Below are 25,503 nucleotides of genomic sequence, written 5' to 3' on the forward strand. Positions count from 1 at the left end.
AGGCGATAATGTGTTTGAGCGATTCACCGCGAAAGCACGCTGACGCCCATGCTCGACCGCGAGAAATTCCTCCGCCCCATCGCCCATCGCGGGCTGCATGATGCCGCGAAAGGCCTGATCGAGAACACCGCCCCCGCATTCGAAGCGGCCATCAAGGCCGGCTACGGCATCGAATGCGATCTCCAGCCGGCCGCCGACGGCACGCCCCTCGTCTTTCACGATCTCGAACTGGACCGCCTGACCGCAGGCACCGGGCTGATCACCGAATTGCAGCCGGCCTGCGCGGCGAAGCTTCCGTTCAAAGACACGAAGCTCACCGGCATTCTCACCTTTGCCGAGCTGCTCACCCTAGTCGCCGGCCGCGTCCCGATCTTCGCGGAGATCAAGAGCGAATGGGCGCCGCCCGATCTCGGCTTCCTGTCGGAAATCGCCCGCGCAGGCAAGCTCTACCGCCGCCCACTCGCACTGATGTCGTTCGATCCCGCCGTCGTGGCCGCCATCAAGCGGCTCGCCCCCGAGCTTCCGCGCGGCATCGTCTCAGGCTCTTACTTCGATGACGACGGCAAAGGCTGGTGGCCCGATAGCGCGCTGACCGACGCGCGGCGCCAGGCCCTCGCCAGCCTACTGGAAAGCGGCCAGGCCGACCCGTCGTTCTATGCCTACGAGGTTGGCGCGCTGCCGACGGCTGCCACCCAGCGCGCGCGCCGCCAAGGGATCCCTCTGCTCACCTGGACAGTCCGCACCGAGCAGGACCGCCGCATCGCGGCCCAGCACGCCGATGCTCCCATCTTCGAGGGATTCACGCCTTAAGCGAGGCGCGTTCAAACCGCCGCGTTCGGACGGCCGTAGAGATAGCCCTGCAGGAAGTCCGCGCCACTGTCGATGGCAACCTGCTCGTGGATCTCCTGCTCGATGCCTTCGCACACCACGCGCGCATCGAGATCGTGCACGATCTCGATGATCTTCGGCAGCACGCGGCGGGCTCGTGCATTGGTCGCCGCCTCGACGACGAGCCCGCGATCGATCTTCACGTAATCCGGATTGAGCCGCCAGACACGGTCGAAATTCGAATGCCGCGCACCGAAGTCGTCGATCGCGACGCGAAACCCGAAGGCCTTGTAGCTTTCCACCGCCGATCCAAGTGCATCGAAATCCTCGATTGAGGATTCGAGGATCTCGATCGTGATCGCGCTTGCGCTGAGCCCCTGGCCGGCGAGCGCCGCCGCAAAGAACTCGCCGTGCGCGACGTCCCGCTTCTCGATATGCCGGCCGTGCACGTTGAGGAAGAGCCGCGACTGCGGCTCCGTCTGCGCATAGAAGTTCGCGACGTGGATCAAACGCGCGGCCCGATCGAGTCTGCGGCCGTCCTCGGCCCCGGAAATCCGCTCGAAGATCTCGACCGGCGAGACCGCCTGCTCCACGCCGTCGCGGGCGCGCAGCAGAGCTTCATGAGCATAGGTCGTCCGGTTCCGCGCATCCAGGATCGGCTGGAACGCCGACGACAGCGCAAAGCCCGCGAAATCACACGACAGCAGCCTCTCAGGCCCCGCGCGGCACGGGCCGAGCGCTAGGCGCCCCAACTGACGATTCAGGAAGTCGGCTTGGGTTTCCCCGGCCTGAGACTGAAAGGGCGAACGCGTGCGAGGCACATAAGCAAGCGCATCTGCCTGAACCACCTGAGGCAGCTCCCGCCCGGCCCTGAAGGGCACATCAGACGCTTGAGCTAAGATCCCAGACATGGTCGACCCGATCGGCACGGCGCATTTTTATTCAACCGCCACCCTACCGGGCATGCGTTTACATGCCGATAATTCCAATCGATTCAATGCATATGACAAGAACGCCGTATCCCGGCGTTCTCGCGCGCAACCTACCGATCGATCTCACCGAACACGATGTCGAGCGAGCCGAGGATCGCCGAGACGTCGGCCAGCATGTGGCCGCGGTTCATGAAGTCCATCGCCGCGAGATGCGGGAAACCCGGTGCGCGAATCTTACAGCGGTACGGCTTGTTCGAGCCGTCGGCCACCAGATAAACGCCGAACTCGCCCTTGGGTGCTTCCACCGCAGCATAGATTTCGCCGGGCGGCACGTGGAAACCTTCCGTGTAAAGCTTGAAATGATGGATCAGCGCTTCCATCGAACGCTTCATCTCGCCCCGCCGCGGCGGCACCACTTTGGAGTTGGCGGCCGTCACCGGCCCGGCGCCTTCGGCACTCTTCAGCTTCGCGCAGCACTGCTTCATGATCTTGATGCTCTCGCGCATTTCGAGAACGCGGATCAGATAGCGGTCGTAGCAGTCGCCGTTCTTGCCGATCGGAATGTCGAAATCGAGCTCCGAGTAGCACTCGTAGGGCTGCGCCTTGCGGAGGTCCCAAGCCGCGCCCGAGCCGCGCACCATCACGCCCGAGAAGCCCCACGCGAACGCGTCCTCGAGGCTCACCACGCCGATATCGACGTTGCGCTGCTTGAAGATGCGGTTTTCCGTCAGCAGGGACTCGATATCGTCGAGCACTTTCGGAAACGTTTCGCACCAGGCCGCAATGTCGTCGATCAGCGCCGGCGGCAGATCCTGATGCACGCCGCCGATACGGAAATACTTGGCGTGCATCCGGCTGCCCGAGGCGCGCTCGTAGAACACCATCAGCTTCTCGCGTTCCTCGAAGCCCCACAGCGGCGGCGTCAGCGCACCGACGTCCATGGCCTGCGTCGTGACATTGAGAAGATGCGAGAGATGGCGGCCGATCTCCGAGAACAGCACGCGGATGAGCTGCGCGCGTTTCGGCACCTCGATGCCGAGCAGACGTTCCGCCGCGAGGCAGAACGCGTGCTCCTGGTTCATCGGCGCCACGTAGTCGAGCCGGTCGAAATAACCGATGGCCTGCAGATACGTTTTGGCCTCGATCAGCTTTTCGGTGCCGCGATGCAGAAGCCCCACGTGCGGATCGACGCGCTCGACCACCTCGCCGTCGAGCTCGAGCACGAGACGGAGCACGCCGTGCGCCGCCGGATGCTGCGGGCCGAAGTTGATGTTGAACGGGCGGATCTCGGTCTCAGCCATAATGCATCATCTCACTTGAGTTCATCGCCGGTATAGGCCGACATCGCATCCGAGCCACGAAGTTTCTCGGTCGGATTGGCGAAATCGTAGAACGCGGGCTTGTCCTCGATAAAGATTTCCTTGGTGAGCGCGAGCCCAGACGGCGTATCGAGCGACCCCGCCGTGAATGTGTAACGCTCCTCGCCCGCCACCTTCCAGAACAGCACCGAGCCGCAGCGCTTGCAAAAACCGCGCTCGCCTGTGTCGGACGAGCGGTAGACGCCGATCTCGTCGCGCCCCGTGAACGACGGCGCACCCTCCACGTCGAAGTACATGAGCGGCCCGCCGGTCCAGCGCCGGCACATGCCGCAATGGCAGACGCTCACATCATGCGTTGCCGCTTTGGCCGTATAGGAAACGGCGCCACAGAGGCAATGACCGGACACATCGAAGGTCTCCGCCATCGCTATTGCTCCGCGCCGCTGCCGGCCGTGAACGCCGCCATGGCCTCCGCACCTGTCAGCTTCGGCGTATCGTTCGCCAGATCGTAGTAGGCGGGCTTTTCGTCGATGAAAATCTGGAGCGTCAGCGTGAGCCCGGCATCGTCATCGAGCGTTCCCACTGCAAACGAATAGTGATCGCTGCCCGCGAAATGCCAATAAAGCGACGCCCCGCACGTTTTGCAGAACGCCCGCTCCGCCCATTCCGACGACTTGTAGACGCCGATGTTCTCCGCGCCCGTAAAGCTCACGTCGCCGTCATAGCCGAGGCCGATGAAAGGCCCCGAACCCCAGCGCCGGCACATCGAGCAATGGCAGACATCGATCTCGCGTTTGGCACCTTCGGCCCTGAACGCCACCGCGCCGCAAAGACATCTTCCGCTGATCGTCCGGCCCGCCGTTGCCATGCTCACGCTCCCGCGTCCAGGCTCGGAATCGGCGCAACGCCCGCCTGTTTAGCCTTTTCGTTGACGCGCGCGACAAAGCGGTCCCACGGCACAATCATGCGCTCGTGGGTGCCCGCGCCGATCACCTCGACGCCATCGTGCGCCGTCACTTTGAAGGCAACCCGCCGCCCCTGCACGCCGGTGCACTCGGCATCGACCGTGACAGTCTGCCCGGGTACCGTCGCCGCGCCGTGCGAAACGTTGACGTGAATGCCCAGCGAGCCCTCGCCGATGTCGAGATACGGCTTCAGCACCTCGAGGCACGCCCACTCCATCAGGCCGACCATGAAGCCGGTCGCGAACACGTCCGGCATGGCGCGGAAATCAGCCGATTCCGGATAGAGGCGCGGCACCGTCTTTTCGACGGGAACGACGAACACCAGCTGGGTCTTGGCGCCGGGCTCGAGCGTCGCTTTCATGATATGCCACCAGCAGATTCGCGTAACCCGCCGACCGCAATGTAGCTGACCGCTACCGTGTAGAAGCTCAGGATCGACTCGCCGCCCGCGACACCCTGCTCGAACTGTTTCCGGACTTTGGTGAACGGATAGACCGCATCGCCGTTTGGAAATGCGACGCCGAGCCCGCCCGCGTCGTCCTCCGTCCACTGCCCACCGGTTTCGGCGATGATCGCTTCACCGAGATAGCTGCCGATCAATCCGATCAGACCCTCCGGCACGCCGCCGTCGACGCCGAGATAGCGCCCGCGCGCGCTTTCGACGAACCCCTCGACCCACGCAACCGACTCCGCATCGAGCGTGACATCCTTGTCGGCAAGCTCGCGAAACTCCTGCAAGGCGAACTCGACGTTCGCGTTGATCTGCGCGAGACGCTCGGCATCGAGGCTCATGACGGCCCCGCCTTCTCATCTCCCGGCAAGCCGTAGTTCGACCCTTCCCAGGGGCTTTCGAAATCGAACGAACGGAATTCCTGCACCAGCTTCACTGGCTCGTAGACGACGCGCTTGGCGCCGTCGTCGTAGCGAACCTCAACGTATCCCGTGAGCGGGAAATCCTTGCGCAGCGGATAGCCCTGGAAGCCGTAATCCGTCAGCAGCCGGCGCAGATCCGGATGTCCCGAGAACAGGATGCCGTACATGTCGAAGGCTTCGCGCTCGTACCAGTTGGCGGCCGGGAACACGTCGATGACGCTCGGAACCGGCGTCTCCTCGTCGGTATGAACTTTCACCCGGATGCGTTGATTTTTACGCGGCGAAAGCAGGTGATAGACGACGTCGAAGCGAAGCGCCCGCGCCGGCCAGTCGACGCCGCAGAGGTCGATCAGCACCTCGAAGCGGCAGGCCTTGTCGTCGCGCAGGAACGTCAGCACGTCGGAAATATCCGCCACGGGCACCGTGATCGTCAGCTCGCCGACCGCAATGCGCCGGTCGAGAACCTTGTCTCTGAGCTTGGACGTGATGTGCGCTTCGAGTTCGGTCAGCATGTTTTGGTCCTGGCAGCAGGCAGCTGGCAACGGGCAGGTCGACAACAGGCTGCCTGCCTGCTGCCCGTTGCCTATCTCTCGATCGTTCCGGTGCGCCGGATCTTCCGCTGCAGGAGCAGCACGCCATAGACCAGCGCTTCCGCCGTCGGCGGGCAACCCGGCACATAGACATCCACCGGCACGATGCGATCGCAACCACGCACGACAGCGTAGGAATAGTGGTAGTAGCCGCCGCCGTTGGCACAGCTGCCCATCGAAATGACGTAGCGCGGCTCCGGCATCTGGTCGTAGACCTTGCGCAAAGCAGGCGCCATCTTGTTGGTCAGCGTGCCGGCGACGATCATCACGTCCGACTGGCGAGGCGAAGCGCGCGGCGCAAAACCGAAGCGCTCGAGATCATAGCGCGGCATCGACGCCTGCATCATCTCGACGGCGCAGCACGCGAGCCCGAACGTCATCCACATCAGCGAGCCGGTGCGCGCCCAGTTGATCAGGTCGTCGGTCGAGGTGACGAGAAAGCCCTTGTCGCCAAGCTCGTTCGAGAGATCCGTAAAGAACGGATCGCCAGGCTTCACCAGCGAGCCCGAGGCGCCGCCGGCGCCTTCCTTGACCTTGTCGAACGCAAATTCTGGCGGAACGATCAATCCCATTCGAGCGCTCCCGTTCTCCACTCGTAGATGAAGCCCACTGTGAGCACGCCGAGGAACAGCATCATCGACCAGAAGCCGTAGAGGCCGATGTCACCGAAGGCCACCGCCCACGGAAACAGGAAGGCAATCTCGAGGTCGAAGATGATGAAGAGGATCGAGACGAGGTAGAAGCGCACGTCGAATTTCATGCGCGCGTCGTCGAAGGCATTGAAGCCGCATTCGTAGGCCGAAACCTTTTCGGGGTCCGGATTTCGAACCGCCACCAGGAACGGCGCGATCATGAGGGCCCCGCCAATGGCGAGAGCCACGCCGATGAAAACGGCAAGCGGCAGATAGTCGGTGAGCAGGTCGTTCATCAAGTCCACCCATTCGGGAACGAGGACTTATCGCAACGCGATATCGCTGCTCCGGTGTTAACCCATCGGGGCGCGGGCACGCAACAGATACCAACGAACAAATCCGCTACGTTGTGCAGCGGTCAATATCCGACTCTTGCAGTCAGATGAACGACTTGAGACTCGCGTCCCAAGCCCAAACACCGCCCTGTTTCAGTCCAGGCTGCTTCGTGCAGTTTGGACTGCGGGGCGCGACTGCGCCCGCGGCGGTCATGGCGAAGCCATGCTCAGCATGGACTGCGCCGGCCATCCACAGAGCCACCCCGCCCATTGAGCGAAGCTTCTCTCAGCTTGAGTCATTGAGAAAAAGTGGCGCGAGAGACGGGACTTGAACCCGCGGCCTCCGCCGTGACAGGGCGGCGCTCTAACCAACTGAGCTACTCCCGCAATCCACGTCGGGGCGCCGAAAACGGCGGGCCGACGCAAAAGCGAAGCGTCGAAATACGTGTTCGCGGGCGCTAAGTCAAGCGACCCCGAACGCCTATTTTTGCTGATTTTACCCTTTTGTCCAAATCCTCATAGTCAGGGGTGCGAGGAGCCTGAAAAACCAAGCGTTAGCTGATCCTGGCCTGCATGAAGGCCACCCGCTCCGACACCGGCGCCAACGGCAAAGGCACGAGATCGTACCCACGGTCTGAGTAGACCCGAACCAGAGCGTGATAGGTCGCCTCGGCCTCTTCGATCGTCTGCTTCCGCTCGGCGTCCTGGGTGAAGATGTCCGGCCAGGGAGGCGCGATGAACACCTCCCGCCTGTAGCGATAGCGATCGGCGGCCCGCGCGACATGCGCACCGACCGGCAATCCCGACAACTCGAGATAGCCGACGACATCCGGGATGCCCCGATCGAACAGCACAGGGCCGACGTGGGCTTCCGCCTCTCGATAGGAACGCAGCTCCCAACCAAGCATCAGCTCGGCGAACGCGAGCCGATCTCCCCAAGGAAGCGCCGTACCGCCAATCGAAACCTGATCCTGAATGATGGCTCGGCCCGCTTCAGGCATGCGGGCGAGGCCGGTCTTGGCCAGCGCTTCGATCAGCGTGCTCTTGCCTGAGCCCGGCCCGCCGGTCACAACGATGAAGCGCTCAAACCCCAATTCCCTGCCTGCTGCCTGATGCCTCGCGTCATGTCGGAGGCATGCGGCGCATGTCATGCCGGAGGCATGCGACGCATGAAATCGCGCTTCCCGATATCGAGGCCGTTATGGCGCAGGATCCCGTACGCGGTTGCGCAATGGAAATAGAAGTTGGGCAGCGCGAAGTGCAGGAGATACTCCCGTCCCGTGAATTTGAGTTCGCGCGGGCCGGCCTTGATCGCGATCTCGCGATCCGCCGCAGCTTCCATCACCCCGGGCTTGGCCTCCGCCAGCACCGCCAGCGTCTCGGCGATGCGCCCCTTGAGATCGTCGAAGCTCTTCTCGCTGTCGTCGTGCACCGGCGGCGTAAGCCCGGCGAGACGAGCGACTGAAAGCTTCGCAAAATCGCACGCCGACTGCACCTGCTTCCTGAACGTGTACATGTCCGGGTAAAGGCGCGCCGTCAGCAACGTCTCGGGATCGATCTTCTTGGCTTCGGCGTAGGCCGCGGCCTTGTCGAGGATCGCATCGAGCGCCTCGAGATGCTTGGTGAAGCTCGGAACCGCGATCTCGTACATCGTGATGGACATGAGATTTCCCTACTGGAACGTATCTTCGACCCAACGGGTCGGGGAGCAAGGCGACCCGGCGGTCATGGCGAAGCCATGCTCCGCATGGACTGCGCCGGTCATCCACAGAGCACAAGGCAGCTTGATCGAAGCTTCTCACAGCTTGTGTCACTGAAAAAATGGTGGGCGGTGAGAGGGTCGAACTCCCGACATCTTCGGTGTAAACGAAGCGCTCTACCACTGAGCTAACCGCCCGTAAAACTCGTCCTACGTCTCTTGGTCCATCGACCAAACCGCTTGCGAGCAAAACGAAGCGCCACGATTAGCGGCCTCTCGCACGCTGCGCAAGCGTTTAGACCACGATCGTTTCAGGCCCTATCAGCCTGAAACGTGAATCGTCGGTCTCACAAGAGGCTACCACGATCGCTTTGGACCCACGCGCTCCGATCGTCGCGTCCCCTACCGGACGCGGCGTGAATCGGCAGCACCGGAAGAGTCCAAAGCGTGAATCGTCGGGGTTCTCGCTCTAGTCCCACCAGAAAAACCAGTATTTCGCACCGATCAGGCTCGCGGCCAAAGCCTCGATGGTCCCGGTTCCCTGATGAACGATATCGCCGCAATAGCGGTACTGCAGCTCCGCAACCGCGAGCGCCTCGTCCCGCGACGCGATCGGGCGCTCCACCTCGAACTCGATGACGTCGGACGTATTCGCGATCAGGCGCGCCCCGTAGCGTTCCGCCCACTCCCGCGCGATCGCCACGTGAATGGAGGGAGACGGACACGCATTCCAGTCGCCGAAACCATGAAACGCCGGAATTTCCCAAGTGCGCACCGTCGGAACGAGTCCGATCAGCACCTCCTCCTTGGGCCGGCCCGTCACCACGTCGATCAAGCTCAGCGGAACCTGATGCGGATAGGCATCTTGCGGCCAAGCGCCCCGCGGCGGCAGCTCGTCCTCGACTTTCGGTGCGGTCTCGCCGCGCTTCGCGTACCAGGCCGCGAGGCTCGCGTACCGGGCCGCAGAATGGGCGTCCATCAGCTCCGCTGCGGATTTTCCCTTGGCGGCGGCCAAGCTCGCTTCGGCGGTATTCTCCGGCTCCTCGCCGTAAAGCTCGAACAGGCGCGAGGCTTCCTCGCTGGTGCCCCAGATGACGGGGCTTGCGTCCTGCCATCCGGCCCGGAGCCCGGCGTACGTCGCCATTGCGCTGGCTCCATCGACGGCGACGAACGGAAACGGCGCATGTCCGTACGCCAACTCATGCCCGGCGGGCTTTATGTCGAACGACATCTGTGCTGTCCCCAAAAAATAAGAGGGGCGTAAAGCCCCTCTTTGACTGCCCGTGAAGAGGCGGAAGCGCTTAGTTCAGCGCATCCTTGAGGCCCTTGGACGGCGTGAACTTGGGAACCTTCGAAGCCGGGATCTTGATCGTCGCGCCGGTCGCCGGGTTACGGCCCTCACGCGCCTTGCGGCTCGTGACCTTGAAGGTACCGAAATCGGGAATGCGCACTTCATCGCCGTTCTTCAGCGAGTTTCTGATGTGCGCGAGCGCTGCATCGACGGCGACCCCAGCCTTTTCCTTCGTAAGCTCGGTTTCCTTGGCAACGGCGTCGATCAAATCTTTCTTGCTCATTTTTCCGTCCTCGTGACTGGAATAAAATTCTGACGTCCAGGGTGGCTGGAGATCGCGCTCCTGGCGCGCACACCGACACGCACTTCGCATTGGAAGCACCCTTCATCGGTGAGTGTGGGCGCACAAAAGCCCCTAAAGACGGGGCTCGTCAAGGGGCAAAAAGCCCCTTTAAGCCTTAAAAATCGGCCTATCCGAGCATCACGCCGCCTTGAAACTACTCAGACGCACACAGAGAATTAACCATGCAAATTCGGGCGGCCTTTTTCGCGGTATAAAATCCGCAAAAGCCACCCACACGTCGTTCAATCAGAAAGATTTTTCTCGGGGCACGTCCGCGCGCGTGAGATTATCCTCACTCGGAGCAACACGGCACACGACTAGGTTGGTGTTCGCCGTGCGCGCTTCCGGAAACATGGGTCTCCGGAAGCACGTTCGACAAATCAAAGCTAGTGAGCGGTTACGCGCGAGCTCGCAGGATCTCCGTCGGCCTTCACAGCCGCAGCTTCAGCCTGCTCGTCCCACTGGATCGCTTCCGGCACACGCACGAGCGCGGTCTTGACCACGTCTTCCATGCGCGCAACCGGAACCAGTTCGAGCTTCTTCTTCACCTCTTCCGGGATCTCGGCGAGATCCTTGACGTTGTCCTCGGGGATCAGCACCGTCTTGATGCCGCCGCGCAGCGCTGCGAGCAGCTTCTCCTTCAAGCCGCCGATCGGCAACACGCGGCCGCGCAGCGTGATCTCGCCTGTCATCGCCACGTCCTTGCGGACCGGGATGCCGGTGAGAACCGAGATGATCGCCGTCGCCATTGCGACACCGGCCGAGGGACCGTCCTTCGGCGTCGCGCCTTCCGGCACGTGCACGTGGATGTCCTTCTTCTCGAACAGGCTCGGCGGAATGCCGAACTCGACCGAGCGCGAGCGCACATAGGCATTCGCGGCCTGGATCGATTCCTTCATCACGTCGCGCAGGTTGCCGGTCACCGTCATGCGACCCTTGCCGGGCATCATGACGCCTTCGATGGTGAGCAGCTCGCCGCCGACTTCCGTCCACGCGAGACCCGTCACGATGCCGATCTGGTCCTCGAGTTCGGCCTCGCCGTAGCGGTACTTCGGAACGCCGAGGTAATCGCTGACGTTCTCAGCCGTGACGACGACCTTCTTCTTGTCGGAGGTCAGGATCTCCTTCACCGCCTTGCGCGCGAGCTTGGCGACTTCACGCTCGAGCGAGCGCACGCCGGCTTCACGCGTATAGCGGCGGATCAATTCCAGCAACGCGCCGTCCTCGACCACCCACTCGCCAGTCTCGAGCCCGTGCGCCTGCTGCTGCTCGGTGAGCAGATGGCGCTTCGCGATCTCGACCTTCTCGTCTTCCGTGTAACCGGCGAGACGGATGATCTCCATGCGGTCCATGAGGGCCGGCGGAATGTTGAGCGTGTTGGCCGTGGTCACGAACATCACGTTCGAGAGATCGTAGTCGACCTCGAGATAGTGATCGTTGAAGCTACCGTTCTGCTCCGGATCCAAAACCTCGAGCAGCGCCGCCGCGGGGTCGCCGCGGAAGTCCTGGCCCATCTTGTCGATCTCGTCCAAGAGGAACAGCGGATTGGTCCGCTTCGCCTTCTTCATCGACTGGATGACCTTGCCGGGCATCGAGCCGATGTAGGTGCGGCGGTGTCCACGGATTTCCGCTTCGTCGCGCACGCCACCGAGGCTCATGCGCACGAACTCGCGGCCCGTTGCGTTGGCGATCGATTTGCCGAGCGAAGTCTTGCCGACGCCGGGCGGACCGACGAGGCACAGGATCGGGCCCTTGAGCTTGTTGGTGCGCGCCTGCACCGCCAGATACTCGAGGATGCGCTCCTTGACCTTCTCGAGGCCGTAGTGCTCGGCGTCGAGCACCAGCTGCGCCTCTTCCAGATCCTTCTTGACCTTGCCCTTGATCCCCCACGGGATAGAGAGCAGCCAGTCGAGGTAGTTGCGCACCACCGTCGCTTCAGCCGACATCGGGCTCATCTGCTTGAGCTTCTTGAGCTCGGCAGTGGCCTTGTCCTTGGCTTCCTTCGACAGCTTGGTGTTGTCGATCTTCTCCTCGAACTCGGCGATATCATCGCGCTCTTCGGTGTCGCCGAGTTCCTTCTGAATGGCCTTCATCTGCTCATTCAGATAGTACTCGCGCTGCGTCTTCTCCATCTGGCGCTTCACGCGCGAACGGATCTTGCGCTCCACCTGCAGCACGGAGATCTCGCTCTCCATGAGCGTGTAGACCTTCTCGAGCCGGTCGGAGACCGTCGTCGTCTCGAGCACGTCCTGCTTGTCCGCGATCTTCACCGCGAGATGCGAGGCGATGGTGTCGGCGAGCTTCGAATAATCTTCGATCTGCGCGACGGTGCCGAGCACTTCAGGCGAGATCTTCTTGTTGAGCTTGACGTAGTTTTCGAACTGCGACACGGCCGAGCGCGCAAGCGCCTCGATCTCGGCCTTGGTGCCGATCTGCTCCGAGATCCGCTCGACCTCGGCTTCGAAATAATTGGCGTTGTCGGTGTAGCGCAGCACCTTGGCGCGCGCCGTGCCCTCGACGAGCACCTTGACGGTGCCGTCCGGCAGCTTGAGGAGCTGCAGCACGGAGGCAAGCGTGCCGACCTGATAGATCGCATCCGTCGCCGGATCGTCGTCGCCAGCGTTCTTCTGCGCGGCAAGCAGGATATGCTTGTCGGCGCGCATCACTTCCTCGAGCGCGTTGATCGATTTCTCGCGGCCGACGAACAACGGCACGATCATGTAGGGGAACACGACAATGTCGCGCAGCGGCAGCACGGGGTAATGATCCCGGGCGCCCGGCTTTTCCTTTGACTGCTTTTCTTCGCTCATCATCGTCACCCATTTAGCGTTGCATTACGCTACCGTAAGAAGCGCACGAACCCAGTCTAGCCCCGGAGGCCCGCCGTAATATGGCCGAATCCGGAAAACCCACGTCGCATCTTTCGTATGAGATCCCCGGGACCGAGAAAGATCACGGGATAGCGGCGCTGAGGAAAGATGGGGATGGTCCCCGGCCTTATCAATAATGGGCCCCGCTTCCCCGCTGCGCTGTGGGCACCTTCCGGTGCCCACGTTCACGCATGCCTCTTGGAGAGGCAATCTCCGGTTCAGAGCGCGCCTCAGGAAGCCGTCGAGCCCTTCTCTTCGGCCCGGTCGGAGTAGATCCTGAGCGGCCGCGCGCCACCTTCCACGACCTCAGGTCCGATCACGACTTCCTCGACGCCCTTGAGCGCCGGCAGATCGAACATGGTGTCGAGCAGAATGCCTTCCATGATGGACCTCAAGCCGCGGGCGCCGGTCTTGCGCTCGATCGCCTTGCGGGCGATGCCCTTGAGCGCATCCTGCGTCAGCGTGAGCTTGACGTCTTCCATCTCGAACAGCCGCTGGTACTGCTTGACGAGCGCGTTCTTCGGCTCCGACAGGATCTGAACGAGAGCAGCCTCGTCGAGATCCTCGAGCGTCGCGATCACGGGCAGACGGCCGATGAACTCCGGAATCAGACCGAACTTCAGCAGATCCTCGGGCTCGACCTCGCGCAACACCTCGCCGGTGCGCCGCTCGTCCGGGCCCATGACGCGGGCGCCGAAGCCGATCGACGTGCCCTTGCCGCGGCGCGCGATGATCTTCTCGAGACCGGCAAACGCGCCGCCGCAGATGAACAGGATGTTCGAGGTATCGACCTGCAGGAACTCCTGCTGCGGATGCTTGCGACCGCCCTGCGGCGGAACGCTGGCAACCGTGCCTTCCATGATCTTGAGCAGCGCCTGCTGCACGCCTTCGCCCGAGACATCCCGCGTGATCGACGGGTTGTCGGACTTGCGGCTGATCTTGTCGATCTCGTCGATGTAGACGATGCCGCGCTGTGCGCGCTCGACGTTGTAGTCGGCGTTCTGCAGAAGCTTCAGGATGATGTTCTCGACGTCCTCGCCGACGTAGCCGGCTTCCGTGAGCGTCGTCGCGTCCGCCATCGTGAACGGCACATCGAGGATACGCGCCAGCGTCTGGGCGAGCAGCGTCTTGCCGCAGCCCGTAGGACCGACAAGCAGGATGTTCGACTTCGCGAGTTCGACGTCGTTGTTCTTCGCGGCATGGTTGAGCCGCTTGTAATGATTATGGACGGCCACCGACAGCACGCGCTTGGCGTGGAACTGGCCGATCACATAGGAGTCGAGCACCGTGCAGATTTCCTGCGGTGTCGGCACGCCATCACGCGATTTGACGAGCGTATTCTTGTTCTCTTCACGGATGATATCCATGCACAGCTCGACGCATTCATCGCAGATGAATACCGTCGGTCCGGCGATCAGCTTCCTGACCTCATGCTGGCTTTTTCCGCAGAAAGAGCAGTAAAGGGTGTTCTTTTCCTGAGCCATTCTGTTCTCTCACCCGCAGTCAGGAAGTAAGCCCCGGAAACACGGAGCATTTCGAGACCTGCGAAGGCCTCTCGGAGCATCTTCGGCGCAAGCCCGCCGCGAAGCACACAAAACTGTTACACCCAATCTCAACACGCTAGCGTTCCCGAGATCAAGATTCGATTAACGTCTCTCCCGCCCCCAATCCGATCATCCGGACCTGATTACCACAGTGTTGACGCCGGAAAGCCAAGCAGACAAGGCGCATTAAGAGAGCGACCCTATTTCGCCAAGCTTACGTGGCCCCAACGTGGCACCCAGACCCGACTGCCCCGCTCGGAGAGGGAGCATAGCAAAGTCTGGGCAAGTCCACCGAAAACAGGGGCGGGTGCGACGGTGGGGCACACCGCCGCCGCGCAAAGCGTAATAATATTGAGATATTACGCTGGCTTAGCTTCGCCGATCTTCGGATCGACATCTTCGCGCTGGTTCAAAACGCGGTCGATGAGCCCGAAATCCTTGGCCTGATCAGCAGTCATGAAGTAATCGCGATCGAGCGTCTTCTCGATCATCTCATACGGCTGGCCAGTATGCTTGACGTAAACCTCGTTGAGACGACGCTTCATCTTAATGATATCTTCGGCATGCCGCTCGATATCGGAAGCCTGACCCGAAAACCCGCCCGAAGGCTGGTGAACCATGATGCGGGCGTTCGGCAGCGCATAGCGCATGTCCTTGTGCCCAGCGCAAAGCAGCAGCGAACCCATGGAGGCTGCCTGGCCGATGCAGAGAGTGGCGATCGGCGGCTTCACGAACTGCATGGTGTCGTAGATCGCCATGCCGGCAGTCACGACGCCGCCGGGCGAGTTGATGTACATGGAGATCTCTTTCTTCGGATTTTCCGCCTCGAGAAAGAGCAGCTGCATACAAATCGACGCAGCCATCTGATCTTCGACCGGCCCCGTCACGAAGATGATGCGTTCCTTCAGAAGCCGCGACGGCAGATCGTAGCCGCGCTCGCCACGCGCCGTCTGTTCGACGACCATGGGCCAAAAGGAACCGGTGATTGTGGCGACGGGATCGCGCATGTGGACTTCGCTCCTCAGTGTGCTTCCGGAAACGTGCAAAACCGCTTTCCGGAGCACGATCAACTTATCGACTAGCCTCGCTCGCGGGACAAGCCGAGGCGCTGAGCACCCGAATCGGCAGCTCGGCGACACATCACATCAGCATAGCCGCGCACCACTTCAAGCCCCCCGCCGCGAAACCCGCGGGAGAAGCGCATTGCCCTGCGACGCACGCATTGGTGCGTCGCAGAAAATGCGCGAGCGCTATGCCTCGGCAACCTTCTCGAGGCTGTCCAGAAGCTCCTGCCGCGAAACCTTCTTCTCGGCGGGCTTGGCAAGCTCGAGTACGAAGTCGATGACCTTGTCCTCGAAGATCGGCGCGCGCAATTCCTGCAGTGCACCGGGCGTCTTCTCGAAATATTCGTAGACGTTCTTTTCCTGCCCGGGGAAGCGGCGGGCGTGCTCCATGAGCGCGCGGCGCATCTCGTCCTGGGTGACTTCGATCTTGTTCTTGTCGCCGATTTCTCCGACCACCAGACCGAGACGAACGCGGCGCTCCGCAATCTTGCGGTATTCGGCGCGGGCTTCTTCCTCGGTCTTGCCCTCGTCGGCGAACGACTTCTGCTCACGCTGAAGGCCGTCCGTGACCTGCTTCCATATGGCCTCGAATTCGCGCTCCACAAGGGTCGGCGGCAATTCGAAGGAATGCGCCGTCTCCAGCGCATCGAGCAGCTCGCGCTTGATCTTCTGGCGCGAGGCCTGATCGAGCTCGCGCTTGATCTGGGCCGAGACGAGGCTCTTCAGGTTGTCGAGCCCTTCAGTGCCGAGCGACTTGGCGAACTCGTCGTTGATCTCGGCCTTGACCGGCTTTTCGACCTCCTTGACGGTGATCGCGAACACGGCGTCCTTGCCGGCGAGATCGGCCACCGGATACTCGGCCGGGAACGTCGCCTTGACGTCGCGGCTTTCGTCCTTCTTGGCGCCCTTGATGCCTTCCTCGAAGCCCGGAATGAAGCCGGCATTGCCGATCACGAGCTGCAGGTTCTCACCCGAGCCGCGGTCGAAGGCCACGCCATCGACGGTGCCCGTGAAATCGATAGTCACGCGATCGCCGTCGCCGGCTGCGCGGCCTTCCTCGGCCTCGAACGCCTGGTTGCGGTCGGCAAGCTCGGAAAGTGCCTTGTCGAGCTGCTCATCATCCACGTCGACGACCAGTCGCTCGAGCTTGAGCGACTTGAAATCGGCGAGTTCGACTTCGGGAAGCACCTCGAAGCTCATCTCGTAGGCGAGGTCGGCCTTGCCGTCGACGACGCTGTCGATGCCGGAAGCGCCTTCCGCGAGCGCGATGTCCGGCATCATCGCCGGGCGCTCCTTGCGGTCGACGATCGCCTTGTTCGAGGTCTCGCGGATCGTCTCCTGCAGGACGTCGTTCATGACCGAACGGCCGAACACCTTCTTGATGTGCGCGAGCGGCACCTTGCCCTTGCGGAAGCCCTTGAGCTGGACCTGATCCTTGATCTTGTCGAGATGCGCCGTGAAGCGCTCGCCGAGCTCATCCGCTCCGACCACGACCTTGAGCTTCCGCTTGAGGCCTTCCGAACTCGTTTCCGTAACCTGCATGACGTCCTGCTGCCTTCGCTAGCTCGTTCAATCCGTTCGCCCGTTTTCCGGACGCCTAAAACCTTCAATTCCTCGATGCCGTCCGTGGTGCGGGCGGAGGGACTTGAACCCCCACGACTTTCGCCGCTGGAACCTAAATCCAGTGCGTCTACCAATTCCGCCACGCCCGCTTGGAGCCACGTCGGCCGGACCGCAGTCCGATCGCGAAACATCCGCTAAATCAATAGCGTAGCCCACGTCAACCGAGCGCCGGGAACTTCGCGGCCCAGCCCGGACAGACCAGCAAAATCAGGGATGCCGGCTCCGGTCGGAGGCCAGACGGCCGCGACAGAATGGGCACATATACAGGGGCCTCCGCCCCAAGATCAAGGAATTCCCCGCTCTCCGTCGCCACAGGAGGAGCGGCGCGGGCAAGCCGCGAGACGACAGCGTCCATAGAGACGGCATTCCCCTACGGACTCAAGAGCGCCTGCCTGTTGCCCGCTGTCTGCTGCCGTCCCTCAATGTCCCGCCGGAGTTGCATCGGCTTCCCCCGTCGCCGCCGCCTCACGCCGCCCCGCGAGCGCACTGGTGATCACGTAGAATACCGGCGTGAAGATCAGGCCGAACAGCGTCACGCCAAGCATGCCCGAGAACACCGCCGTGCCGAGCGACTGACGCATCTCCGCGCCCGCGCCCGTTGCCAGCACCAGCGGCACCACGCCCAGAATGAATGCGAGCGACGTCATGAGGATCGGCCGAAGACGCGTCCGTGCCGCACTGATGGCGGCCTCGAAGCGGTTCATGCCACTGTCCTCCGCCTGCTTGGCGAACTCGACGATCAGAATGGCGTTCTTGGCCGCGAGGCCGACGAGCACCACGAGCCCGATCTCGACCAGGATGTTGCGGTCGAGGCCCATGTAGTTGACGCCGAGCATGGCTGCGAGAATACACATCGGCACGATCAGGATGACCGCAAGCGGCAGCAGCCAGCTCTCATAGAGCGCGGCCAGCACCAGGAACACGAACACCACCGCGAGCCCAAACGCGACGATCGCCGTGTTGCCGGCCAGCTTTTCCTGGAGCGCAATCTCGGTCCATTCGAACCCGAACCCGGCCGGCAGCGCCGTATCGACGATGTGCTCGATCGAGGCGATGCCCTGTCCCGACGAGAACCCGCGTGCGAGCCCAACCTGAACTTCCGCTGCCGGGAACAGGTTGTAGCGCGGCACGCGATAGGGACCGGTCGTATCGGAGAACGTCGCCACCGACCCGAGCGGCACCATGTCGCCCGAGACGCTGCGTGTCTTGAGGTTGGCGACATCCCGCAGCGTTTCGCGGAACGGATTGTCGGCCTGTGCCGTCACGCGGTACGTGCGGCCCAGAATATTGAAGTCGTTGACGAACGACGAGCCCATGTAGATCGAAAGCGCATCGAACACGCGCCCGATCGGCACGCCGAGCTGCTCGGCCTTGGTGCGATCGATATCGGCCCAGATCTGCGGCGTGCGCGTATTGAAGAGCGTGAACGGCTGAACGATACCCGGAACCTGCCCAGCGCCGCCCGCGACCGTCCAGGCCGCGCCTTCGAGCGCCGGATACCCGCGCCCGCCGCGATCCTGCACGTAACCCTTGAGACCACCGCCCGTGCCGATACCCGGCACGGAAGGCGGCTCGATCACGAACGCGAACGCTTCCTTGATCGTCGCCATCTGCCCGCGCAGATCGTTCAGGATCTGATCCTTGGTGATGCCGGCCTTGATGCGATCCTCAAAGCTCGCGAGACGCACGAAGATCACCGCCGTATTCGGCGCGTTTGTGAAAGTCGCGCCATCGAAGCCGGCGAACGCCACCGCATCCGAAACGCCCGGACGCTTGAGCATCAGGTCGGAAGCCTTCCGCACCACTGCGTCGGTGCGATCGAGCGTCGAGCCCGGCGGCAGCTGGAACACGGTGATGAAGTAGGTGCGGTCGAGCTGCGGAATGAGACCGGTCGGCGTCGAGGTCAGACGCTCGAAGGTGAGAAACAGCAACCCGCCGTAGATCACGAGCAGAATGACCGGCAGCCGGATCAAGCGGCCGGTGAGCCCGGCGTATCCATGCGAGAGGCCGTCGAACGCCTTGTTGAACCCCCGGAAGAAGAGACGGATCGGCGCCCCGATCACGCGCGAGGCGAGGCTTTGCTTCTGATGATGATCGCCATGCGGCTTGAGCAGCAGCGCGGCGAGCGCCGGAGACAGCGTCAGCGACACGAAGCACGAGATCGCCGTCGAAGCCGCGATCGTGATCGCGAACTGTCGGTAGAACGTTCCCTGCAGGCCGGAGATGAACGCCGTCGGCAGGAACACCGCGATCAGCGTCGCCGTGATCGCGATCAGCGCGCCGCCGACCTCGTCCATGGTCTGATGCGCGGCCTCCTTGGGCGCAAGCCCTTCGGACAGCTTTCGTTCGACGTTTTCGACCACGACGATCGCGTCGTCCACCACGATGCCGATCGCGAGCACCAGCCCGAACAGCGACAGCGAGTTGAACGAGATGCCGAGCGCCCCCATCACCACGAACGAGCCGACCAGCGACACCGGGATCGCGATAATCGGGATCACCGCGGCACGCCACGTCTGCAGGAACAGGATGACGACCAGAACGACGAGGATCAGCGCCTCGATGAAGGTCGCCACCACCGCGTCGATCGAATAGCGGATGAAGTCGGTCGGGTTGTAGACGATGGTGTAGCCGACGCCCGACGGGAAACCCTTGGCCAGCTCCTGCATCTCGGCCTTCACCGCCGCAGCCGTTGCCAGCGCGTTGGAGCCCGGCCGCTGGAAAAGCACGACGGCGGTCGCGACCTTGTTCGAGAGATAGGCGTTGACGGTGTAGTCCTGCGAGCCAAGCTCGACGCGGGCGATATCCTTGAGGCGCACCACGTCGCCTTCTTCACCCGCCTTCACGACGACGTTCTCGAACTGCTCCACCGTCGACAGGCGGCCGAGCGTATGAACCGAGAGCGTGAACGCACCCGGCGAGGACGCAGGCGGCTGGTTGATCGAGCCGGCCGCGACCTGCAGGTTGGCCGCGCGCAGCGCCGCCACCACCTCGGAAGCTGTGAGATCGCGAGAGGCGACCTTCGCCGGGTCGAGCCAAACGCGCATCGAGTAGTCGCGCGCGCCGAACACGCGGCTGTCGCCGATGCCGTCGATGCGCGCCAGCCGGTCCTTGATGTAGAGTGTCGCGTAGTTCGAGATGTATTGCTGATCGCGCGAGCCGTCAGGCGAGATCATATGCACGACCATCATCAGGTCGGGCGAAGCCTTGAGCACCGTGAGGCCGAGACGGCGCACGTCTTCCGGCAATCGCGGCTCCGCGATCGAGACGCGGTTCTGCACCAGCACCTGCGCCTGGTCGATGTCCGTGCCCGGCTTGAACACCACGCTGATCGACAGCCGCCCGTCACCTGTCGATTGCGACACGATGTAGAGCATGTTGTCGACGCCGTTGACCTCCTGCTCGATCGGCGCGGCGACGGTCTCGGCGATCACTGACGCCGAAGCGCCGGGATAGTTCGCCGTGATGTTGACGGTCGGCGGCGCGATCTCAGGGTATTCCGCGATCGGAAGCGACGCGCCCGCGATCACCCCGACGATGGTCAGGATCACCGACAGCACGGTGGCGAAGATCGGTCGATCAATGAAGAAATGTGAAAAGCGCATGAAACTCTTCCGCGGGCCTAAGCCCTTCTGTGATCTCTTCGCCTAAACGGATCGGCTGATCCGCTCACGGTGTGGGTTTGATCTCGCCGGGCTGGGCCACGACCTTCGCGCCGGGCCGCACGAACGGGCTCGCAAGGCCGTCGAGCACGATCTTGTCGTTGGCCGTGATCCCGCTCCGCACGACCCGCAGTCCTTCCGACAGCGGGCCCAGCGTCACCGGCACCGCCTTCACAACCCCGTCGTCGCCGACGACGAACACGATCTTCGCCATCTGGTCGGACACCACCGCGCTGTCGGGAATCAGAAGTGCATCGACCTCGCCGCCGAACAGACGAAGCCGCGCGAAGATCCCGGGTGCGAACAGCTGATCCTTGTTGGTAAGGATAGCGCGTCCACGCATGGTGCCGGAGCGCGGATTGAACTGGTTGTCGAGGAAGTCCATGCGGCCCTCGTGGCTCCAGTCCGCCTCGTCCGCAAGCTTGAGCCGGATCGGGTTCGCCGCGTCCTGCGAGTCCGAGCGCGCGCCCGCGAGGCCGAGCCGCTTGTAGCGCAGATAGTCGGCTTCCGACGTATCGAAGATGAAGTGGATCGGATCGAGCGACACGATGGTGGTGAGCAGCGTCGTGCCTTGCGCCCCGCCGATCACGAGGTTGCCGATATCGACCTTCCGGTCCGAAATGCGACCAGAGATCGGCGCCTGGACGACCGTCCACTCGAGATTGAGTTCTGCGGTCTTGAGGTTCGATTCCGCGACCTGAAGCTGTGCTTCCGTCACGCTGAGGTTGGCACTCCGCTGCGTGAAGTCGCGCTCGGTCACCGCCCCCGATTTCACGAGCGGCGCGGCGCGCTCCACCTCGCTCAGCGCCAATGCCACCGTCGCCTTTGCGCGCGCGATCTCGGCGCGTGCGCTTTCCACCGCGATTTCGAATGGCCGCGGATCGATGGTGAACAGCGGTTCACCCGCCTTGACGAGCTGGCCGTCCTTGAAATGAACCTTGTCGACGAAGCCCGAAACACGAGGCCGCACCTCGACGGTCTCGACGGCCTCGAAACGGCCCGAGTATTCGTCCCAGGTGATGATCCGTTTGGCGATCGGTTGGGCGACCGTCACGGCCGGAGCCGGCGGTCCTTGCGCCGAAACCGGGAGGACACACACGAAATTTGCCACACTCAGCAACAACAGTATGCCGAGCACATCGAAATAGCGGCGCATGAATCCCCTCGTTTCCGCCCAGACCTTCAGTCCCAATAGCCTTATGGGCCTCATATATATACAGATCGGTAGGGTATTGCACAGTGCGTTGCAATATCCATTTCCTCTGCACACCAACGGCGGTGCGGGTGGCACGGGAACTTTCCCGCAGCCGGTAACCCGGCCTACCTGCTCCGCCGGAGGACCCGATTTTGCGCCCCGCGCTGGCCAGAAATCCCATTCTGCGCTAGGGGACGAGCGGGAAACGCAAGCAGCAAATCAAACAAACAAGAAAGTGCGACAGTGAAAGGCTCGGGGCTCGATCGGCGGCAAATCCTCGCCGGAATGACGGCGTCAGGATTGGCCACAAAACTCGGCGTACTCGGCTCGGCGCATGCCGCCGCGGCGAATGCCGGCAATATGACACGCGGCCTGAAGCTCGGGCCCGGCGAACGCTTCTCGTTCGCGCTGCTCCAGGATCGCGCCAAGGAGGCCGCCACCCGCGCCTTCGAGCCGGCACCGAAGGTGAGCCCGGAAATCGTTTCGCAGATTGATTACGACGCCTATCAGAAAATCCGCTTCCGCCCGGACATGAGCCTGCGGATCGGCCAGGACGGCAAATTGCCGGTCCAGCTCTTTCATGTCGGCGCCATGACACCCGACACCGTCAAGGTCCACCTAGTGCGCGGCGAAGAGGCCCATGAGGTGCTCTATAGCCCCGACCTGTTCGACACGCCCGCCGATCATCCAGCCCGCAAGCTCCCGCCCGAGATCGGCTTTGCCGGGTTTCGCGTCATGGCCCCGGACCTCAAGACCGATTGGCTGGCGTTCCTTGGCGCCTCCTATTTCCGCACCGCCGGCCCTTACAATCAGTACGGCCTCTCGGCGCGCGGTCTCGCCATCGACACCGGACTGCAAACACCGGAAGAATTCCCGCGTTTTACGGATTTCTGGCTCGACAACGACACGCCGGAAAACGAGGGCATGACCCTCTACGCTCTCCTCGATAGCCCCAGCGTCGCCGGTGCCTACCGCTTCCGGATCCGCCGTTCCCTCGACAAGCGCGAGATCGCCCGCATCGGCATGGAGATCGAGGCCGAGCTGTTCGCCCGCCGCGACATCAACCGCCTCGGCGTCGCCCCGTTCTCCAGCATGTACTGGTACGGCGAGACCAGCCGGCGCCAGGTCGTCGATTGGCGCCCCGAGATTCATGACTCGGACGGCCTCGCCATCTGGACCGGCTCCGGCGAGCGCATTTGGCGTCCGTTGAACAATCCGCCCCGCGTCATGGGCAATGCCTTCGTCGACAACAACATCCGAGGCTTCGGCCTGCTCCAGCGCGATCGCGACTTCGTCCACTATCTGGACGACAGCGTGTTCTACGAGCGGCGCGCATCCGTATGGGTGGAACCGCTGGAGCCGTTCGGCGAAGGAGAGGTCCAGCTTCTCGAAATCCCGACCGACGACGAGATCCACGACAACATCGCCGCCTACTGGTACCCCAAACAGAAGCTCAATGCCGGCGAGCGCCGCCGCTTTCACTACCGGCTGAGCTGGCTCGACGACATCCCGTTCCCGGCAAACCTCGCCAGGACCACTGCCACCTGGACCGGTCTCGGCGGTCGCCCTGGCCACAAGCGGCCCGAGGGCGTGAGAAAATTCGTCATCGACTTCCAGGGCGCCGTGTTCCGCGGCCTCGGACGCGACGACGGCGTCGAGATCGTGGTGACGCCGTCACGCGGCACCCTGAGCAATGCCTACTGCCATCCGGTGGTGGATCAGCGCGAGCGTTGGCGCGCGCTGTTCGATCTCGAAGCAACCGGCAACGAGCCCGTGGACCTCCGTGCCTATCTCCGTCAGGGCAACCGCGCGCTCACCGAAACCTGGGTCTTCCAGTACTTCCCCGACGCCTGACGTCGCACTTGTCCGGAAGCACTAACGAACTGCCTCGGAGTAGAGCGGGCAGGTCAGCGTCTTGCGCAGCGCGTCGATCAATTCGTCCTTGTTGTGTGCGGTAATCGCAAGCCCGCCGGTTTCGGCCGCCATGCAGGCCGAGCCGGTTCCCGGCGCAAGCCACGTTGCGGCACCCGCAACCTTGAACCCGATGACATGAATGGTCAGCGCGCTGGCCTCCGCCTTGAGTGCGCGCGCTGCGCGGCACGGATCTTCGCCGCAAGTCTCCTCCCCGTCGGTCAGCAGCACGACCACTGCCGGCTTGTAGCGAAAGCGCAGCTCCTCGGCAGCCTTCCGCACGGAGTTGGTGAGCGGCGTCTGCCCGGCCGGCACGACCCCGTTGACCTCGGCCATGATCGTCTCGGCGCTATTCGGTCCCGGCCGCAGCCGAAGGGTGATGTTCGCGCATTTCGCGAACGAACCTGGCCCATAGACCATAAGCCCCAAATGGCGTTTCGGCGCGACCGCCGGCACCACCGCCGCCAGCGCCTCCCGCACCTTGGCGATGTGGGGTCGCATGGCATTCATATCCGTGCCTGCCATCGAGCCGGACGCATCGAGCACCAGCATGGCGTCGTCGAGACAGCGCACGTCGTCGGCAGCCGTTGCCGCACATGCAAGAAGCGGCGCGACACAAAAACCCGCAATCATCCTCGAGACGAAACGCATCTGACGTCACCCCAATTCGAGCAGGCGGAACGAACACCGCAAAACGGCAAGGCGCGCACGGGCCGAAACCCGCACGCGCCATCCTATCATCAGAACCGCCCGAACTTGAAACGGCGTCAGCCCGTCTTCGCAGGCCCGGTTTCGACCGGCGTGTCGAGCGCCTCTTGCCCCCACTCCGCCCATGCACCGTCATAGACCGCCGCATTGGTTTGCCCGATCACGCTGAGCGCGAGCGACAGCATCGAAGCCGTCACGCCCGATCCGCACGTCGTCACCACCGGCTGCTGCGGATCGATCCCGGCATCCCGGAAGATCTTCGTCAGCTCGTCCTTGGACTTGAGGGTACCATCCGCATTCACGATCGTGGACGACGGAACGCTCTTCGAACCCGGGATGTGCCCAGCGCGCAACCCAGGACGCGGCTCGGCTTCGGCGCCTTCAAAACGCCCCTTGGGCCGCGCGTCGACGATCTGCGTCTTGCCGTTTGCGACATAGCTCTTCATGTCGTCGAGATCGCGCACCAGCTCGTTGTTGAGCAGCGGCGTGAAGTGACGCGCCGTGCGCGGCACCGGCGCCATGTCCTCGAGCGGACGGCCCTCGGCCTTCCATTTCTTGAGGCCGCCGTTCAGCACCGCGACATCCTGATGGCCCATGGCACGGAATGTCCACCACACGCGCGCTGCCGAGAACAGCCCGTAGCTGTCGTAGACCACGATCCGCATGCCGTCGCCCACGCCCATCTTTTTCATGCGCGAGGCGAACTTCGGCGTCGGCGGCAGCATGTGCGGCAACGACGACTTCTCGTCGACGAGGTCGTCGATGTCGAAGAACAGCGCACCCGGAATATGCTCGGCCAGGTACTCGGCCTTAGCGTCCCGCCCCGAGTTCGGCAAATGCCAGGAGCCGTCGAAAACGATGAGATCGGGCGCGTCGAGATGCTCGGCAAGCCAATCCGTCTCGACAATCCAGTTCTTTGCGCTCTCCGGCACGAAATCCTCCTTGGAAACCTCTCGATGCTTCCGCTTGGATGGCAGCCCATCCTCCGATCGGAAACACCTCGCTAGCTGGCCCCGGCCATCCACAAGCTGCCCTTCGGCCAATCAAGCTTGGGCCGTGGGGGCAAACCCGAAAACGACGGGATAACAACGCGGTTCGGCCAGCCTGACCGCACCTGAA

Annotated in this window: 23 protein-coding genes and 3 tRNA genes; 2 read left to right on the forward strand and 24 right to left on the reverse strand. The window is 63.0% G+C overall.

What is annotated here, in order from left to right; all coding sequences use genetic code 11:
* Nucleotides 1–48: 48 nt before the first annotated feature.
* On the forward strand, nucleotides 49–810 hold the full coding sequence (locus RCO24_RS13295; protein WP_308962739.1) for a glycerophosphodiester phosphodiesterase family protein: 762 nt from the start codon (nucleotides 49–51) through the stop codon (nucleotides 808–810).
* 11 nt (nucleotides 811–821) lie between these two features.
* Here RCO24_RS13295 and RCO24_RS13300 read toward each other — a convergent pair whose 3' ends face one another.
* The 22 genes from RCO24_RS13300 to RCO24_RS13405 all read right to left on the reverse strand — a co-directional run bounded on the left by RCO24_RS13300 (nucleotide 822) and on the right by RCO24_RS13405 (nucleotide 21,726).
* The gene (locus RCO24_RS13300) at nucleotides 822–1,676 is read right to left on the reverse strand and encodes an EAL domain-containing protein (RefSeq protein ID WP_308962740.1); all 855 of its coding nucleotides are present in this window, start codon (nucleotides 1,674–1,676) and stop codon (nucleotides 822–824) included.
* 194 nt (nucleotides 1,677–1,870) lie between these two features.
* Nucleotides 1,871–3,061, reverse strand: a complete 1,191-nt coding sequence (locus RCO24_RS13305; protein WP_308962741.1) for an NADH-quinone oxidoreductase subunit D — start codon at nucleotides 3,059–3,061, stop codon at nucleotides 1,871–1,873.
* An 11-nt stretch (nucleotides 3,062–3,072) separates the two neighbouring features.
* The gene (locus RCO24_RS13310) at nucleotides 3,073–3,504 is read right to left on the reverse strand and encodes a GFA family protein (RefSeq protein ID WP_308962742.1); all 432 of its coding nucleotides are present in this window, start codon (nucleotides 3,502–3,504) and stop codon (nucleotides 3,073–3,075) included.
* 2 nt (nucleotides 3,505–3,506) lie between these two features.
* The gene (locus RCO24_RS13315) at nucleotides 3,507–3,947 is read right to left on the reverse strand and encodes a GFA family protein (protein ID WP_308962744.1); all 441 of its coding nucleotides are present in this window, start codon (nucleotides 3,945–3,947) and stop codon (nucleotides 3,507–3,509) included.
* Between the two features lie 2 nt (nucleotides 3,948–3,949).
* Complete coding sequence (locus RCO24_RS13320; RefSeq protein WP_308962746.1) at nucleotides 3,950–4,405, reverse strand: thioesterase family protein; 456 nt, start codon at nucleotides 4,403–4,405, stop codon at nucleotides 3,950–3,952.
* Nucleotides 4,402–4,836, reverse strand: a complete 435-nt coding sequence (locus RCO24_RS13325) for a hypothetical protein (protein WP_308962747.1) — start codon at nucleotides 4,834–4,836, stop codon at nucleotides 4,402–4,404. The genes RCO24_RS13320 and RCO24_RS13325 overlap by 4 nt, the downstream gene beginning before the upstream one ends.
* The gene (locus RCO24_RS13330) at nucleotides 4,833–5,429 is read right to left on the reverse strand and encodes an NADH-quinone oxidoreductase subunit C (protein WP_308962749.1); all 597 of its coding nucleotides are present in this window, start codon (nucleotides 5,427–5,429) and stop codon (nucleotides 4,833–4,835) included. Before RCO24_RS13330 ends, RCO24_RS13325 begins: the two co-directional genes overlap by 4 nt.
* A 71-nt stretch (nucleotides 5,430–5,500) precedes the next feature.
* A complete protein-coding gene (locus tag RCO24_RS13335; protein ID WP_308962751.1) occupies nucleotides 5,501–6,079 on the reverse strand; it encodes an NADH-quinone oxidoreductase subunit B family protein in 579 nt (192 codons plus the stop codon).
* The gene (locus RCO24_RS13340) at nucleotides 6,070–6,435 is read right to left on the reverse strand and encodes an NADH-quinone oxidoreductase subunit A (protein ID WP_308962753.1); all 366 of its coding nucleotides are present in this window, start codon (nucleotides 6,433–6,435) and stop codon (nucleotides 6,070–6,072) included. The genes RCO24_RS13335 and RCO24_RS13340 overlap by 10 nt, the downstream gene beginning before the upstream one ends.
* Before the next feature lie 349 nt (nucleotides 6,436–6,784).
* Nucleotides 6,785–6,861: transfer RNA gene (locus RCO24_RS13345), tRNA-Asp, on the reverse strand.
* A gap of 167 nt (nucleotides 6,862–7,028) precedes the next feature.
* On the reverse strand, nucleotides 7,029–7,568 hold the full coding sequence (locus RCO24_RS13350; RefSeq protein ID WP_308962754.1) for an AAA family ATPase: 540 nt from the start codon (nucleotides 7,566–7,568) through the stop codon (nucleotides 7,029–7,031).
* Between the two features lie 53 nt (nucleotides 7,569–7,621).
* The gene (locus tag RCO24_RS13355) at nucleotides 7,622–8,137 is read right to left on the reverse strand and encodes a DUF1993 domain-containing protein (protein WP_308962755.1); all 516 of its coding nucleotides are present in this window, start codon (nucleotides 8,135–8,137) and stop codon (nucleotides 7,622–7,624) included.
* Between the two features lie 159 nt (nucleotides 8,138–8,296).
* A tRNA-Val gene (locus RCO24_RS13360) sits at nucleotides 8,297–8,371 on the reverse strand.
* A 271-nt stretch (nucleotides 8,372–8,642) separates the two neighbouring features.
* Nucleotides 8,643–9,404 (reverse strand): DUF4253 domain-containing protein, encoded by a 762-nt coding sequence (locus RCO24_RS13365; protein ID WP_308962756.1) that lies wholly within the window; start codon nucleotides 9,402–9,404, stop codon nucleotides 8,643–8,645.
* A 70-nt stretch (nucleotides 9,405–9,474) separates the two neighbouring features.
* Nucleotides 9,475–9,837 (reverse strand): HU family DNA-binding protein, encoded by a 363-nt coding sequence (locus RCO24_RS13370; RefSeq protein WP_308962758.1) that lies wholly within the window; start codon nucleotides 9,835–9,837, stop codon nucleotides 9,475–9,477.
* Between the two features lie 356 nt (nucleotides 9,838–10,193).
* A complete protein-coding gene (lon, locus tag RCO24_RS13375) occupies nucleotides 10,194–12,617 on the reverse strand; it encodes an endopeptidase La (RefSeq protein ID WP_308962759.1) in 2,424 nt (807 codons plus the stop codon).
* A 290-nt stretch (nucleotides 12,618–12,907) separates the two neighbouring features.
* The gene (clpX, locus tag RCO24_RS13380) at nucleotides 12,908–14,161 is read right to left on the reverse strand and encodes an ATP-dependent Clp protease ATP-binding subunit ClpX (RefSeq protein ID WP_308962761.1); all 1,254 of its coding nucleotides are present in this window, start codon (nucleotides 14,159–14,161) and stop codon (nucleotides 12,908–12,910) included.
* 419 nt (nucleotides 14,162–14,580) lie between these two features.
* Nucleotides 14,581–15,228 carry an ATP-dependent Clp protease proteolytic subunit gene (locus RCO24_RS13385; protein ID WP_308962762.1) on the reverse strand — a complete coding sequence of 216 codons (648 nt, stop codon included), beginning with the start codon at nucleotides 15,226–15,228 and terminating at the stop codon, nucleotides 14,581–14,583.
* A 243-nt stretch (nucleotides 15,229–15,471) separates the two neighbouring features.
* Nucleotides 15,472–16,827 (reverse strand): trigger factor, encoded by a 1,356-nt coding sequence (gene tig, locus RCO24_RS13390; RefSeq protein ID WP_308962763.1) that lies wholly within the window; start codon nucleotides 16,825–16,827, stop codon nucleotides 15,472–15,474.
* A gap of 85 nt (nucleotides 16,828–16,912) precedes the next feature.
* Nucleotides 16,913–16,997 (reverse strand) — tRNA-Leu (locus tag RCO24_RS13395).
* A 330-nt stretch (nucleotides 16,998–17,327) separates the two neighbouring features.
* Entirely contained in the window at nucleotides 17,328–20,513 is a 3,186-nt protein-coding gene (locus RCO24_RS13400; protein ID WP_308962765.1) for a multidrug efflux RND transporter permease subunit, read from the reverse strand.
* Nucleotides 20,514–20,577: 64 nt separating this feature from the next.
* Complete coding sequence (locus tag RCO24_RS13405; RefSeq protein ID WP_308962767.1) at nucleotides 20,578–21,726, reverse strand: efflux RND transporter periplasmic adaptor subunit; 1,149 nt, start codon at nucleotides 21,724–21,726, stop codon at nucleotides 20,578–20,580.
* A gap of 339 nt (nucleotides 21,727–22,065) precedes the next feature.
* Between RCO24_RS13405 and RCO24_RS13410 the strand changes: the two genes are divergently transcribed.
* Nucleotides 22,066–23,619 carry a glucan biosynthesis protein gene (locus RCO24_RS13410; RefSeq protein WP_308962769.1) on the forward strand — a complete coding sequence of 518 codons (1,554 nt, stop codon included), beginning with the start codon at nucleotides 22,066–22,068 and terminating at the stop codon, nucleotides 23,617–23,619.
* Nucleotides 23,620–23,640: 21 nt separating this feature from the next.
* On the opposite strand, the gene RCO24_RS13415 is transcribed toward RCO24_RS13410, so the two are convergent.
* Together RCO24_RS13415 and sseA are read right to left on the reverse strand one after the other, a co-directional pair.
* On the reverse strand, nucleotides 23,641–24,327 hold the full coding sequence (locus tag RCO24_RS13415) for a VWA domain-containing protein (protein ID WP_308962770.1): 687 nt from the start codon (nucleotides 24,325–24,327) through the stop codon (nucleotides 23,641–23,643).
* 116 nt (nucleotides 24,328–24,443) lie between these two features.
* Complete coding sequence (sseA, locus tag RCO24_RS13420) at nucleotides 24,444–25,316, reverse strand: 3-mercaptopyruvate sulfurtransferase (RefSeq protein WP_308962771.1); 873 nt, start codon at nucleotides 25,314–25,316, stop codon at nucleotides 24,444–24,446.
* Nucleotides 25,317–25,503 lie beyond the last annotated feature (187 nt).

This window comes from Hyphomicrobium sp. LHD-15, from assembly GCF_031157355.1.
Taxonomy (GTDB): Bacteria; Pseudomonadota; Alphaproteobacteria; order Rhizobiales; family Hyphomicrobiaceae; genus Hyphomicrobium_C.